10 protein-coding genes and 1 pseudogene are annotated in these 13,720 nt (G+C 55.1%); 5 read left to right on the top strand and 6 right to left on the bottom strand.

What is annotated here, in order from left to right; all coding sequences use genetic code 11:
- Nucleotides 1-1,850 precede the first annotated feature (1,850 nt).
- The 6 genes and pseudogenes from H3V09_RS06875 to rpmH form a co-directional block, all read right to left on the bottom strand.
- Nucleotides 1,851-2,735, bottom strand: coding sequence for a 16S rRNA (guanine(527)-N(7))-methyltransferase RsmG (locus H3V09_RS06875; RefSeq protein ID WP_046323567.1), 885 nt, complete (start codon nucleotides 2,733-2,735; stop codon nucleotides 1,851-1,853).
- 357 nt (nucleotides 2,736-3,092) lie between these two features.
- The gene (locus H3V09_RS06880) at nucleotides 3,093-3,734 is read right to left on the bottom strand and encodes a Jag family protein (RefSeq protein WP_046323568.1); all 642 of its coding nucleotides are present in this window, start codon (nucleotides 3,732-3,734) and stop codon (nucleotides 3,093-3,095) included.
- Nucleotides 3,735-3,911: 177 nt separating this feature from the next.
- Nucleotides 3,912-4,934, bottom strand: coding sequence for a membrane protein insertase YidC (yidC, locus tag H3V09_RS06885; protein ID WP_198191161.1), 1,023 nt, complete (start codon nucleotides 4,932-4,934; stop codon nucleotides 3,912-3,914).
- Nucleotides 4,935-4,936: 2 nt separating this feature from the next.
- A complete protein-coding gene (gene yidD / locus H3V09_RS06890) occupies nucleotides 4,937-5,248 on the bottom strand; it encodes a membrane protein insertion efficiency factor YidD (RefSeq protein ID WP_198191160.1) in 312 nt (103 codons plus the stop codon).
- Nucleotides 5,249-5,355: 107 nt separating this feature from the next.
- Nucleotides 5,356-5,748 (bottom strand): annotated as a pseudogene (gene rnpA / locus H3V09_RS06895) (ribonuclease P protein component); the annotation flags it as partial.
- Between the two features lie 26 nt (nucleotides 5,749-5,774).
- Nucleotides 5,775-5,909 carry a 50S ribosomal protein L34 gene (rpmH, locus tag H3V09_RS06900; RefSeq protein ID WP_015022700.1) on the bottom strand — a complete coding sequence of 45 codons (135 nt, stop codon included), beginning with the start codon at nucleotides 5,907-5,909 and terminating at the stop codon, nucleotides 5,775-5,777.
- Between the two features lie 331 nt (nucleotides 5,910-6,240).
- Between rpmH and dnaA the strand changes: the two genes are divergently transcribed.
- The 5 genes from dnaA (at nucleotide 6,241) to gyrB (ending at nucleotide 13,649) form a co-directional block, all read left to right on the top strand.
- Complete coding sequence (gene dnaA / locus H3V09_RS06905; RefSeq protein WP_198191158.1) at nucleotides 6,241-7,983, top strand: chromosomal replication initiator protein DnaA; 1,743 nt, start codon at nucleotides 6,241-6,243, stop codon at nucleotides 7,981-7,983.
- A 414-nt stretch (nucleotides 7,984-8,397) separates the two neighbouring features.
- On the top strand, nucleotides 8,398-9,522 hold the full coding sequence (gene dnaN, locus H3V09_RS06910) for a DNA polymerase III subunit beta (RefSeq protein WP_198191157.1): 1,125 nt from the start codon (nucleotides 8,398-8,400) through the stop codon (nucleotides 9,520-9,522).
- 29 nt (nucleotides 9,523-9,551) lie between these two features.
- The gene (recF, locus tag H3V09_RS06915; protein ID WP_198191156.1) at nucleotides 9,552-10,814 is read left to right on the top strand and encodes a DNA replication/repair protein RecF; all 1,263 of its coding nucleotides are present in this window, start codon (nucleotides 9,552-9,554) and stop codon (nucleotides 10,812-10,814) included.
- Between the two features lie 8 nt (nucleotides 10,815-10,822).
- Nucleotides 10,823-11,308 carry a DUF721 domain-containing protein gene (locus tag H3V09_RS06920; protein ID WP_390895321.1) on the top strand — a complete coding sequence of 162 codons (486 nt, stop codon included), beginning with the start codon at nucleotides 10,823-10,825 and terminating at the stop codon, nucleotides 11,306-11,308.
- A 292-nt stretch (nucleotides 11,309-11,600) separates the two neighbouring features.
- On the top strand, nucleotides 11,601-13,649 hold the full coding sequence (gene gyrB, locus H3V09_RS06925) for a DNA topoisomerase (ATP-hydrolyzing) subunit B (RefSeq protein ID WP_110424643.1): 2,049 nt from the start codon (nucleotides 11,601-11,603) through the stop codon (nucleotides 13,647-13,649).
- Nucleotides 13,650-13,720: the final 71 nt, after the last annotated feature.

Here is a 13,720-nt window from a genome sequence, read left to right on the forward strand (position 1 = left end):
CAACGGAGCCACAGCGGCTGGCCCTTACCCAAGATTATTAGATTTGCCTTGTAATTATTGACAAGTCTGGCACTTCCCACCCCATTCCAGTGTCTTCAAACGACGATGTGGATAATTCGAAGGTCAGGTCCGAATTGTGCATAACTTATTAGCAACAAATCTATAAATCTGTTAACTCGTCAAACCAAGCAACATTATTCATGGTTATATTCAATGATCTTATCCATCTGTACGATAGCCGCTATAAACACCGCTGTAATACCAAAATAAATCCTTCGGATGACAAGCCTTATACAAACGTACAGCAAGAGGGAGGTTTCACGTGAAACATCTATACTGCCTGGGCAGTATTATTACCCCGTTAATTGTCGTCTAACGCAGTCAGCTAACCTAGTTTTGTCTTTTATTTGCAGTATCTATCCATCTACCTCCAATAACGGCTGCCGAATCAAGAAAACAGAACTAAATGCCAATTTTAAGTAGTATTTTAGTGCTGTTAAACAAAAGACTTCATTATGTTTATGGAGACTCTAGTTTACTCCGCAAAATTATGATTGAAGGAGACGTAGCTAAGAAGCAAGACCTTTAACAACTTTTACTAAAAAGACACAGAAAATATTTCGATATCCTCTCGTCTGCGCTTTCATAAAGCTAATCCTGATTATTTCATTCTGGGTTAATTGTTTCACGTGAAACATTACGATCTATCTCTACATAGCGATCATCCACCGGAAGCACCCCCTCGAATATTGCTATATTCTAAGATGCCCTAAATGTAGTCGTTACTGATGGAAGTTCTTGTAGAACATACTCATAACAGTGTGCTAAGTCATCTAGATGAGTTACAGCTGGAACCAATGAAGCCTAGTTTACTTGTGTTGGGTTATAAAAAAGATCCTTTTTCAATGTTTCACGTGAAACATTCTTTAGTGGACACATCTGAAGCGGGTGAACAGCTCTCTTATAGCTCGGTTCGGTTGTCCCCCAACTCCCACATCAGGGGGATTCTCGCCATTCCGGATTATTTTAGAGACATAATCTGTGCTGTTTAATCGATAACTCATGTAATCTTCATGCATTGCAAGAATCAGGATACCCCTATCGATATTTCTATGGAAAGGGAGAAAACCGAACGGTTTAGAAAGCCGAGAAGATCGAGACAAAGGATAGACACAATAAACTGCCTGGAAGTAAGAGAAACACATAAATGATTACAGCAAGAGATGCATAACTTCGACTGTCGAGTAAGGGACGTAGGTAAACGCATAGATCCCCCAGCAACGAAAGTAGAACATCTCCCGAGACTCTTAATGCAAGGATAGAAAGAGATGTCAGTATATCGAACTCAGATATAGGGTACCATACAATCATTCCAATACTACTTGGACGGCAACATCAGGATACAATGAAACCTCCTGCACAACAAACCCGAATAAGTACTTTGATGTGCATTACTTTCAAAATATATAATATCTTTATTTTAAATAATCTAATTGTATATAGCCAGTTCTGACTGTTGTCTACGGCGTTGTCTAAAACTAGAGTATCAAAAAACCTAAGAATGTTTGATGTGAAAGCATACACGAGTCAGACAATAAAAAACACAAGCGTGCTTGCTTTCCTCTTAATCTAATACTCCATTCACCTCGAATGAGTATCGGCTAAGCCGTTGTCCGGAAAAGGCCTACTTAGATCTGATAGAGCTAAATCAATTATCTCTAATCAGGTATTCGATAAGGCTCTATGTTGAATACTGATAATTTATTATCTTACCTAGTCTATTCTTCTCTTTAGATTGAGCAACATCTCAGCATCAAAGTCATTGAATAAGGTCATACCAGTGTTGTACTTTAGTGTTTGTCCACAAGAACTACGTGGGTATCCTCAAGGCCAGGTGCGACTGGAGCTAGGCAAACCCGTGGATTCTCTCCATGACATTTTTTTATCTCTTTGGCAGCCTTATCCAGCTCAGCTTGTGCCGAACGACCCTTAAGGGCAATCAGCTGACCTCTCGATCTTAAAAGCGGCAGGGTCCATCCGGCGAGCTTAGTCATGGGGGCTACAGCTCTGCACGTCACAACATCAAAAGTCTGCGGAATTGAAAGATTGGATTGGACGTCTGCTAGACCCGCACCACCCGTCACCTTCGAAGAGTCATGGTCATTTACATCTTGTTGGCTGTCAGCATTCCTGGCTTCGGTCGAGGCTAAAAAGCCAACACGGCCGTATGCCGAGACAGACTGTTTCTCTATTCGACGACGACCATGACGGCGGCTTTGTGTACCTTTTTTGTTGTGCCGGATCGAAGCCTTAGAGGATTGTGGAACCAGATCCTCTGCACGCTTGCGAATCACAACAGCATTAGCCAGGTGCAACTCATCAACCACTTCCTGCAACCAGGTCACACGCCGCTCCATTGGCTCGACAAGAACAACATTGCACTGCGGAAGGCAGGCAGCCAGTACAATGCCTGGGAAGCCCCCACCGGAACCTATATCCGCCACCGTTGCCGTCTGGCTGTCAGTGCTCAATCGCTCTCGCACGAAAGGCACAATAGCCGCTGAATTGAGTATGTGCCGCTCCCAAATAATGTCTTCATCGCGAGGGCCAATGATGCCCCTCTCCACACCCTCGCGCAAGAGCTTTTCATGAAAGCGCTGCATGGGTACCAGAGCATCGCCGAGCACCTGCCTTAAGAGGGGACTATCGTTCAGCTCATCGTCCACAACAGCCATTTCAACTCCTCACATTCACCTTCCACGCCCAGTCGGCCAAAGCCACAGACCACAACAGGGTTATACAGTCTCGTCATATCCAGCAGGATATTCACACTGCCAGAATCGAAAATAGCTGCATTTCTAAGACCGTTACCACCATATGATTTTCAAACGCAAAAGAGCAATCAGGATTAAACAACATGGCAGACTAAGCACAATCATGAGCCAGACAATACTACACACCTGCCAAATGGCACAGTGCTGGCAGATAGCACAACAAACCTCGACAGTATGACCGCACCAAACAGTGGACACATCCAAAAAGGCCGACGTCATGAACACTTCATCAACGCATAGCCCTGTGAGGCTTAACAGTCACTCCCTATCAGCATCCGCAGGATCATCATCAGCCTCGTAGTCATCCGAATCGACGACCTGATCGGTTTCATCCACGTCCAGCGAGTCGTCATACCCGGCTGGCTCGTCCTCAACATCGTCAGGCAGGTCTTCGTCTTCGCTCTTGGCCTTCAGATAGACAGTGACGTACCGGTGGGGCTCCTCACCGTGGGAACGTGACTTCAGCCCCTCCTCGCGGACCATGTCATGAACGATCTTGCGCTCAAAAGAGTTCATAGGCTTCATATTGACAGGGTCGCTAGTCTCACGAACCTCATCAATCACATCCAGGGCTTGTTCGCGAAGATGTTCGCGCTTGCGCCGCAGGAAGCCATCCACATCCACAATCAGATGGGAACGCTCCCCTATCTTCTGCTGCACGGCCAAGCGTGTCAGCTGCTGAAGAGCATCGACCACCTCACCATCCTTGCCGATCAGATGCTTGATATCCGTATCGTCGTCAGCCACAATCTGTACGGTCGGACGGTGGTTGCGCACCCCCATCTCGATATCGCCCTCGTAATCGACGATGTCCAGCAACCCCTCCAAATAGTCGGCGGCGACATCCGCCTCCTCATTGAGTTGCTCGATGGTCTTTCCCTGGTCCAGAGACTGAGACATCTATGCTCTCCTTACACGCGTTTACATCCGATTCATAACCTCAGGCCCACTGGATTCCTGGTCACCAATCGAGTGTCCAGTATTGAGGATACACGGACGTGATGATTGCAGATTACTCCAGTATTCGCCCGACCGAAAGCCGGGTCACCACGCCGGCCACCACTGCCAGTAGCCGCATCAACGGCCGCGACGTTTGCGGTGGGGCTGGGAACGCTGGTGGGAGATGTTCTTGTTGTTGCGGGCTTCCTCTTCCAACCTCTTGGCCTCCATCAGCTGCTCCTCCTCCAAAGAAGGCAGCCCCTGGCGCTTGCGGCGGGCATTCTCACGGCGGTGGTCACGCTCTTCCTTGCTCTCTGCGGCCGGCGAGCCAGGAGTGGGCATATGGCGGACCTGGAAGAGGGTTCGGCCCAGATTCCAAAGGTTGTTGGTCAGCCAGTAAATCAGCACTGCGAAGGGGAAGTAGATGCCCGAGAAGATGTACATGACCGGGAAGATGAAGGCCATCATCTGCTGCATCTTGTACTGCTGTCCCTGCATGGCCGACCTCGGCATGTTCCGTCGAACATTATGGAACTGCGAGTAGAACATGGCCAAGCACATGAGCACGATGAAGACCACAATGACTATGCGGCCCGCACCTTGGGCGGACATGAAGTTGTCCGAAATCCGCAGCCCGAAAAAGGTGGTCTCTTCGAATTCCCGCGCCACCTGTCGATTGAAGGCTCCCAGAGGTGCCCGCTTGCCACGGGCGATGAAGGGCACAGCCGAAAGCACATAGAACATAGTCATGAAGACCGGGCCCTGCACCAGTGCTGGCAGACAGGACCCCATGGGGTTGGCATGGTTGTCCTGATAGACCTTCATGGTCTCCCGGCTCATGGCCTCTCGGCTGGCCGGATCCTTCTTGTTGCGGTACTTATTCTGGATCTTCATCAGCTTGGGCTGCAGGGCCTGCATTTTTTGCATGGATCGCAGCTGCTTGATGAAGAGCGGCAGTACGCACAGGTTGACGATCAGCACCAGCATCACTACCGAGAGCGCCCAGGCTACGCCGGGACCCTTATGGAACCCGATCAGGGTCAGGAACTTGTGGCAATAGGTCATGATGTAGGTCATGAGCCACTCGATTGGGTACAGGATCTTGTAGAAGAAACCGTATATACCCGTATCGAAGGTGAAGGTGTCGTTGTTGTGTAACATTGTCAGGCCGTCTCCTTGTCTGGGGCCATGGGGGTCAGCCGGGCCTCCTCATGAGCCTTGGACCACGGGAACCGATAGAAGATGGAAAACCTTTGGGGCACGTCATCGATTCCGCCGTTGTTGAAGGGCGTGCAACGCAATAACCGCAGAATGGCCAGGATGGTTCCGCGCAAGGCCCCGAACCGCTTCAAGGCGGTCAAAGCGTACTGGGAACAAGTCGGGTAGTAACGGCACCTCGGCGGCGACAAGGGTGAGATGTGGCGCTGATACCAGCGGACTGCGCTCTGCAGAGCCCGGGAGGCCAGGCCGCTCATACTCGGCATCCTTCACTGGTTTTCAGCTGTTGGACCGGTTGACGCTTGGATCCAGCGAACTGCGGACCTGACTGTCCCTGTACATCAAGACCGCCGGCAGTCTTTCCGGACTTACGCATGAGGTCACGGAAGAGCCTGTCCACTTGCTCCTCCAGCTGCTTGTAGGTGGCTGTAGCAGCGCTGGGTTTGGCGCGCATGACCAGATCACAGGAGGATGGCAGCAGGTCCTCCTTGAATCCCGCAAGTTGCCTGAATCTGCGCTTGACCTTGTTTCTGGTCACGGCCTTGCCCACATTTTTAGATACAGCGAGCCCCATGCGGCGTCTGCCTGCAGGCAGGATGTCATGCCGCCCTTCGTGCACAGCCGGTGCCGTTGGCAGCGGGGTCGCCGTCCGGTCAAGCCCAGGTATCAAATAATGTATGACCAGATCCCTGCTGCTGACTCGATGGCGTCGCCTGAGCACCGCCGTGAACTGCCGGTGGCTCCTCAGCCGTTCCACCTTCTGAAAAAGGATCGGGATCCGACTCAGGCAGAGAGGGTCCGACGGCCCTTGGCCCGGCGGCGGTTGATCAGGGCGCGACCGGAGCGGGTGCGCATGCGAGCGCGGAATCCGTGCTTCATGTGACGACGGCGATTGTTGGGTTGGAATGTCCTCTTCATAATTCGTTGCTCCCGTGTGTAGACATACTCGAGTACGGCTCGTTATGAGTCAAGCTATATCACGGTACACATGAGCCGGGACGGAGTCAAACGAGCTTCCACCACCCAGCCGATTGGGACCGCTTCATGTCCTTCACAAACCCTGTCATAGCAGGAAAAGGACCTCCTCACTTATCCACAAATTACATCACTGTTATTCACATTCATCGCAGATACAACACGCTATCCTGTGGATAACCGCGCAAAGTCGGTGTAACAATGGGCTACTGTCGAATTTGAGAGAAGCAGAAAGACCGGGACAATCAGTCGTCAAGAAGAGAGGAGCACACTGATGGCGCAGGATCCGCTGGATGCCGCTGCCCAGGCCAAGAGAATCTGGGATTCGGTCCTGCAGGTGCTCCGCTATAGCAGTTCACTGACATCCAGGGACAAGGGCTGGCTGGAGGACATCACCCCCGAAGCGGTTTTCGGCACCACCATCGTTTTGCGGGTCTCCTCCAAGGCAACTCAGGAGGCTGTGCAGGGACCGCTCAGCCAGCCCGTCTTAAATGCACTGCAGCTGGTCACCAATCAGGAAATGTTCCCGGCTATTAAAATCGTCTACCCGGAGCAGATGGCCAAGCAGAAGGCTGCCGATCAGCAGAACGACCACCGCGCATCCGCCATGGCCGGCTCCGCACCGGGCAGTGGCGAGTTCCGTCAAGTCCCCAGTCCTGCTCAGGATCCCTATGACGACTACCAGCGTCAGGTCGGCACCGACCGATCCCCCAGCTCAGAGGTCCACTCGGACTGGCGGACCGAGAATCCTGGAACATCCAAGTCCCCGATTGTCTCCGCTAATGACTTCCACGAGGGCACCTATGTGCCCATGACCTTGGATATGCAGGCCGAGTTATCCGAACCCTCCTCCGTGGTAAGGCCAACGACAGGCGGTAATACCGATCGGCAGAGCGAGACAGAAAGAGCCACATCCCGGCCCGCCTTCACCGTGCCCCGCTTCCCCATGAACCAGAACCGGGTGGAGCGCGACCCACAGACTCACCTGAACAAGAACGCCACCTTCGATACCTTCGTCCCGGGCGATTCCAACCGCTTTGCGCGGACCGTGGCCTTGGCCGTGGCCGAAGGATCAGGTCAGGATTTCAACCCCCTGTGTATCTACGGCAGCTCAGGCCTGGGCAAGACCCATCTGCTCAACGCCATCGGCAACTATGCCCTGGTCAAGGATCCCTCGCTCAAGGTCCGATACGTCAACTCGGAGGAATTCACCAACGAATTCATCGACGCCCTGCAGAACTCCACCCAGGGATCGGGTCAGATCGCAGAATTCAATCGCCGCTACCGGCAGGTGGATGTGCTCCTTATCGATGACATCCAATTTCTAGGGGGCAAGGAGGCCACCCTGGACCAGTTCTTCCACACCTTTAATGCCCTGCATGACGCCAACAAGCGCATCGTCATCGCCTCGGACGTGGCCCCCAAGAATCTGAAGGGCTTTGAATCGCGACTGATCTCGCGTTTCGATTCGGGTCTGACTGTGGACGTCAAGCCGCCAGATCGGGAGACACGGGTGGCCATCCTGAGAATGATGGCTTCCATGAACGGAGTCAGTATTCCCAACGAGGTTCTGGATCTGATCGCGGAACGCTTCACCGAAAACATCCGAGAGCTTGAGGGTGCTCTGACCCGTGTCACGGCCGTAGCCAGCCTCAATAATCAGCCGGTCACTACGGCCCTGGCCGAACAGACCCTGCAAGACTTCTTCTCTACGGACGTAGAAATCAAGCCCACTGACATCATCTCCCAAGTAGCCAAGTACTTCCATCTGACCTTCGACGATATCGTCGGCCGTACGCGCACCAAGAACATCGCCCTAGCCCGACAGATCGCCATGTATCTGGCCCGGGAAATGACCAGCATGTCCTTGGTGGACATCGGCGAGGTCTTTGGCGGCCGCGATCACACCACAGTCATGCACGCCTACACCCGTATTTCCAATGAGATGCAGGAAAAGCGAGAGATTTACAACTATGTCATGGAGCTCACGGTCCGGCTCAAGCAGCCTCAAAATTGATGCGACACGCAGACACTGTTGTGGATCGACAGAAAAAGATATCCACCTACTTATCCCCGGATGTGGGCAAACCTTGGGAATAACACACCATTTTTCCGGGGATAAGTGGTGCATTTTCAGCGAATAACTGCGTCTCTTTTGTGGATAACCCAGTAAAAATACATCCCTGTGGATAACTTGGCCTCCTATTCACATCGGTTTCACCGCTTATCCACATCGTCCGATTGAGGTCTATCCACTTCGTTGCAAGGATTTGAGAACTTATCCACACCATCCACCGAGCTTATTACGATGACTCTATGTATATTTATGCAATAACCACCTTCACATTCAAGCACATCTGCTTGTTCCAACCACATCACCTGAGCCATTCGATAGAATGAATCCAGTTCATTCGTCAACAAGAAGGCTCCCATGAAAGTAGAAGTGAATTCATCCGCACTCTCGGATGCAGTGGCCTGGACCACCCGCATCATCCCTTCCCGACCAGCTTCGCCGATTCTGGCAGGCATCAGGATGGAAGCCTCTGATGGAACATTAAAGCTTTCCGCTTTCGATTACGAAGTTTCGGCAAGAAACCACATAGAAGCAGGCATCGATGAATCCGGAACAGCCTTGGTGCTAGGCAAACTGTTGACAGACATCACCAAATCACTACCATCAGAGAAGACTTATCTGTCAACCGAGGGATCCAAGATGACCATCACCTCGGGCAAATCCACTTTTTCTCTGCAACTGATGCCTGACAGCGAGTATCCCGACCTCCCTGCCGTCCCTGAACCTATGGGCCAGGTGGATGCTGAGACCTTTATCCAGTCCATCTCCCAGTCCATCGTCGCTGTTTCCAGGGAAGAGAGCCGGCCGGTCCTGACCAGCGTCAAGACCGAAATCACTGGAGACAAGGTGGTCATGACCGCCACCGACCGTTTCAGATTGTCCCGTTCGAGCTTCACCTGGACTCCTCGTGACGCCGATTTTTCCACCTCCATGCTGATTCGCGGCTCCCTGCTGCGAGACATCGCCCGTTCTCTGGACGAGCATCAGAACGTGACCATGGATTACGAGGCTGACAACCCCACCATCATGGGCGTGGAAAACGCTGGCAAAATATCCACCACCCAGCTGATCGATGGAGAATTTCCGGCAGTGGATCGCCTCTTTTCGGACGAATACCCCATCCAGGCGGTCATCGCCCGGCAGGATCTGATCGATGCCATCAAGCGTGTGGCCCTGGTAGCCGAACGCAACGCCCCCATCCGTATGGTCTTCTCCGGCAGCGAGGTGACTCTGAGCGCCGGCACGGCTGACGAAGCACAGGCCCATGAGGTTCTACAGGCGGATCTGGACGGTGAGGACATCACGGTGGCCTTCAATCCGAACTATCTGATTGACGGGCTGGGTGCCATCGCCGAGCCCTTTGTCCGCATCAAGATGACTTCGGCGGTCAAGGCTGTGGAATTCAACGGCCAGCAGGAGCAGGATTCCGAAGAGTCCATGGATTACCGTTACCTGCTGGTGCCTATGCGTTTCAACAACTGACACCCGGGTAGGTTCGAGGAACGATCGTCGTGCACATCTCCCGTCTGGTTCTGGATCACTTCCGTTCCTGGGAGCATTGTGTCCTCGATCTGGAGCCTGGAGTCACCATTCTTGAGGGGCGCAACGGCCTGGGCAAGACCAACCTGGTCGAGGCCGTCGAGGTCCTGTCCACCGGCGGCAGTCATAGGACCTCATCTTCACTACCCCTGGTAGAACGTGGGCAGTCCAAGGCCACCATCAGGGCCAGGCTGGAGCAGGACGGGACCGCTACCGACTATGAGCTGACCATTGCCGCCAAGGGAGCCAACCGGGGAAGAATCAACGGTGGGCCTTCCCTCTACCAGCGTGACCTGGTGGGCCGGGTACCCTGCGTGACTTTCAGCCCTGAGGATCAGCTGATGGTCTCCGGAGAGCCGGCGGCCAGACGGGCCGTGCTGGACCAGGCCGGCAGCCAGCTCGATGTCGACTACTTCCAGGTCCGGCAGGATTTTCGTCATGTGGCCAAGCAGCGCGCCGCCCTGCTCAAGCAGCTCTCCCAGGCGGGTTATGATCCCTCAGGTGATGGGCGTGACGCCGCCCTTTCTGGACTTGAGGTCTGGACTGGGCAGTTTATTCGCACCGGGCTGGATCTGAGCCGACGACGAGCGGCTCTGGTAGAGGCTTTGGAACAGCCCTTCAGCGATTTGTATGGTCGGCTTGCAGGCCCTGATCAGGATGCTCGATTGACTTACCAGCCATCCCTGGAGGAAATCGGACCCAATAGGCAGACCGGTCCAGAGGTCGCCGAAGCCGTCAGTCGTCACTTTCAGCGGATCTACCCGGGAGAAGTGGCCCGGGGCACTAATCTGATCGGTCCCCAGCGCGATGATTTGGTCTTCACTCTCAACGGCATGCCTGCTCGGGAGTTCGCCTCCAACGGTGAGATGTGGACCCTGGCTCTGGCTTTGCGGCTGGCTCTGCTGCAGGTGGTCAAGGATCGTCGCGATCTGGAGCCCATCGTCATTCTGGATGATGTCTTCGCTCAGTTGGATCGGGGCCGTAGGGATCAGATTTTGAATTTTGCCCGTCAGCAGAGCCAGGTGCTGATCACCGTGGCCGCCGACAGCGATATTCCCTCCCTGCAGGGTGCCAGGCTGGTGGATGTGTCCCGACTGAGGCCTGTACAGCCATCTGATCCGGCTGCCCAGGATCCAGCCATTGCCAGTGCTATGCAGGACCTGCGTCGAACCAGAGGGACGGCTCATGAGGACTCTGATATGCCGGATGGATCGGAGGGGAACGACCTGTCATGAAGGCCCCCATGGTTGAGACTCTGCACCTGGATCAGCGTCGATTGCCGGCCCTGGTCTTCGAGGGCTGCACGCGACGGGCGGCCACTCGTCGGCAGCGGGAGGACAACTCCCGTAAGGCCTGGTATGCATTCGGCAAGCCGGGCCGCGACCCAGCCAAACTGGGAGGTGTGGTGACCAGCCTTGCTGCTGGGAGCGGGTGGACCAGTCATTTGAAGGTTGCTCGGTTGCGCAACCAGTGGGACGGTGTAGTTGGACCCGGCATTGCCGCCCATTCGAGAGTGGTCTCCTACCAGGAGGGCGTGCTGATCATCCAGGCGCAGACCACGGTATGGGCCACTCAGCTGACCTACCTGGTTCCCCAGCTCAAAGCGACCATTGCCAAGCGGCTGGGCATGCCGGTCAGACAGATCCGGGTGACCGGCCCCCACAACTACAGCTTTCGCCGTTCGCGGTTCGATCCGCCCGGCCGAGGCGTGCGCGACACCTACGGGTGAACCCATAATCTGCGAATACCGTCTTCCCAGCTTTCTGTAAGCCTAAAGTCCCATAGCGCTGGTATTCTATAGGTTATAGGGTCAAACGCTTCCAAGGCCCCTTTATGGACGATTTGGAACCTGGTGACCATGAGTCAATCCCCCGCTCGACCACGAACGGAAGCTGCTTTGTCGTCAGTGGCCGACGATGGGGGTGCAGAAAGGACTATCCGTGGCAGATCTCAATACTGACCCGTCCCGGACCCCGCAAGAGGGCCGGGAAAACGAGGAGGACAAGCCTCAGGATGATGGCATGACGGGCCAGGATCAGCTGGATCAGCTGGACGATGCGCAGCTGGATGATTCGCTTTCACCCGAGCACTATGATGCCAGCGATCTGAAGGTGCTGGAGGGGCTGGAGGCGGTCCGCGTCCGTCCCGGCATGTATATCGGGTCGACGGGTCCCAGAGGCCTGCACCATCTGGTCTACGAGATCGTCGACAACTCGGTCGACGAGGCCCTGGCAGGGTATGCCGATCATATTGAAGTCACCATTCTGCCTGACAACGGCATTCGTGTGGACGACAACGGCCGCGGTATCCCTGTGGACGAGGTGCCAGGCGAGGGCAAGAGCGGCGTCGAGGTGGTCATGACCAAGCTGCATGCCGGCGGCAAGTTCGGAGGCGGCGGCTACGCGGTCTCGGGCGGTCTGCACGGCGTGGGCATCTCCGTGGTGAACGCCCTGTCCACCCGTATCGACGTCCAGGTGCGTCGGCAGGGTTACCACTGGCATCAGAACTTCCGCAACCAGAAGCCAACCGCTCCCCTGTCCAAGGACCAGGCCATGGGGCCGGACGAGAGCACCGGCACCTCGGTGACCTTCTGGGCCGATCCCAAAATCTTCGAAACCACAGTCTATGACTTCGAGACTCTGCGCAGCCGTTTCCAGCAGATGGCCTTCCTTAACAAGGGCCTGAGAATCACCCTTACCGACCTGCGTCCCAACGACCAGGCCGGCGACGAGGTGGCTGGCGAGGAGCAGACCCCGGAGCAGAAGGGCCAGTCCGTCAGCTACCAGTATGCCAACGGCATCAAGGACTATGTGGACTACCTGGTCAAGGTCAGGAAGGCCACGCCTGTGGAGGCCGAGGTCATCGACTTCGAGGCCGAGGATCTGAAGCTGGGCATCTCCGCCGAGGTGGCCATGCAGTGGACCACCGCCTACTCGGAGTCGGTCCACACCTTCGCCAATACCATCGCGACCACCGAGGGCGGCACCCACGAAGAGGGATTCCGCGCAGCTCTGACCAGCATGATCAACCGCTACGCCAGGGACAAGAACATCCTCAAAGACAAGGACGATAACCTCTCTGGCGACGATGTGCGCGAGGGGCTGACCGCTGTGGTCTCCGTCAAGTTGACCAATCCGCAGTTCGAAGGCCAGACCAAGACCAAGCTGGGCAACTCCGAGGCCAAGACCTTCGTCCAGCGGGTCATGACCGAAAGGTTGAGCGACTGGTTTGACGCCCACCCAGGCGAGGCCAAGGCCATCATCCAAAAGGCCATGGAGGCCTCCCGCGCCAGGATCGCGGCTAAGAAGGCCCGCGAGAACACCCGTCGTAAGTCCATCTTCGAGACGGCCGGCATGCCCGACAAGCTCAAGGACTGCCAGTCCAGCGACCCCGAAGAGTGTGAGCTGTTCATCGTGGAGGGTGACTCAGCAGGCGGCTCGGCCATACAGGGGCGCAACCCTATGACCCAGGCCATTTTGCCGCTGCGTGGCAAGATCCTCAATACGGAGCGGGCCAGCCTGGACCGCATGATGAAGTCCGACACCATCGAATCCCTGATTACCGCTGTAGGAGGGGGGTACGGCGAGGACTTCAACATCGACAAAGTGCGCTACCACAAGGTCATCATCATGGCCGACGCCGATGTGGACGGCGCCCACATCGCCACCCTGAACCTGACCCTCTTCTTCCGCTACATGCGGCCCATGATCGAAGCTGGCTACGTCTACGTGGCCATGCCTCCGCTCTACCGGCTCAAGTGGACCAAGGGTCCCCACAGCTTCGTCTACACCGACGCCGAGCGCGACAGGGTTCTGGCCGAGGGCAAGGCCTCAGGTCGGCAGCTGCCCAAGGGCGAAGGGATCCAGCGCTACAAGGGTCTGGGCGAGATGAGCTACCAGGAGCTCTGGGAGACCACCATGGACCCGGAGCATCGCATCCTCAAGAAGATCCGCATCGATGACGCCGAGCAGGCCGACGAGACCTTCACCATGCTCATGGGTGACGAGGTCGAACCCAGGCGTCTGTTCATCCAGCGCAACGCGCACGACGCCCGCTTCATCGACGCCTGAGACGCGGACGCCTCCCCTTTTCAACATTTGAGCTAAGGATCGATTTTGGCAGACGATAACAACAACGACAA

The organism is Bifidobacterium sp. M0399, from assembly GCF_016100595.1.
GTDB classification, from domain to species: Bacteria; Actinomycetota; Actinomycetes; order Actinomycetales; family Bifidobacteriaceae; genus Bombiscardovia; species Bombiscardovia polysaccharolytica.

What these genes read in the sequence shown, in the direction of transcription:
- yidD (WP_198191160.1), bottom strand. Translation starts at nt 5,248, where the DNA reads ATGAGCGGCCTGGCCTCCCGGGCTCTGCAGAGCGCAGTCCGCTGGTAT.
- dnaA (WP_198191158.1), top strand. Translation starts at nt 6,241, where the DNA reads ATGGCGCAGGATCCGCTGGATGCCGCTGCCCAGGCCAAGAGAATCTGG.
- yidC (WP_198191161.1), bottom strand. Translation starts at nt 4,934, where the DNA reads ATGTTACACAACAACGACACCTTCACCTTCGATACGGGTATATACGGT.
- H3V09_RS06920 (WP_390895321.1), top strand. Translation starts at nt 10,823, where the DNA reads ATGGTTGAGACTCTGCACCTGGATCAGCGTCGATTGCCGGCCCTGGTC.
- H3V09_RS06875 (WP_046323567.1), bottom strand. Translation starts at nt 2,735, where the DNA reads ATGGCTGTTGTGGACGATGAGCTGAACGATAGTCCCCTCTTAAGGCAG.
- H3V09_RS06880 (WP_046323568.1), bottom strand. Translation starts at nt 3,734, where the DNA reads ATGTCTCAGTCTCTGGACCAGGGAAAGACCATCGAGCAACTCAATGAG.
- rpmH (WP_015022700.1), bottom strand. Translation starts at nt 5,909, where the DNA reads ATGAAGAGGACATTCCAACCCAACAATCGCCGTCGTCACATGAAGCAC.
- gyrB (WP_110424643.1), top strand. Translation starts at nt 11,601, where the DNA reads ATGACGGGCCAGGATCAGCTGGATCAGCTGGACGATGCGCAGCTGGAT.
- dnaN (WP_198191157.1), top strand. Translation starts at nt 8,398, where the DNA reads ATGAAAGTAGAAGTGAATTCATCCGCACTCTCGGATGCAGTGGCCTGG.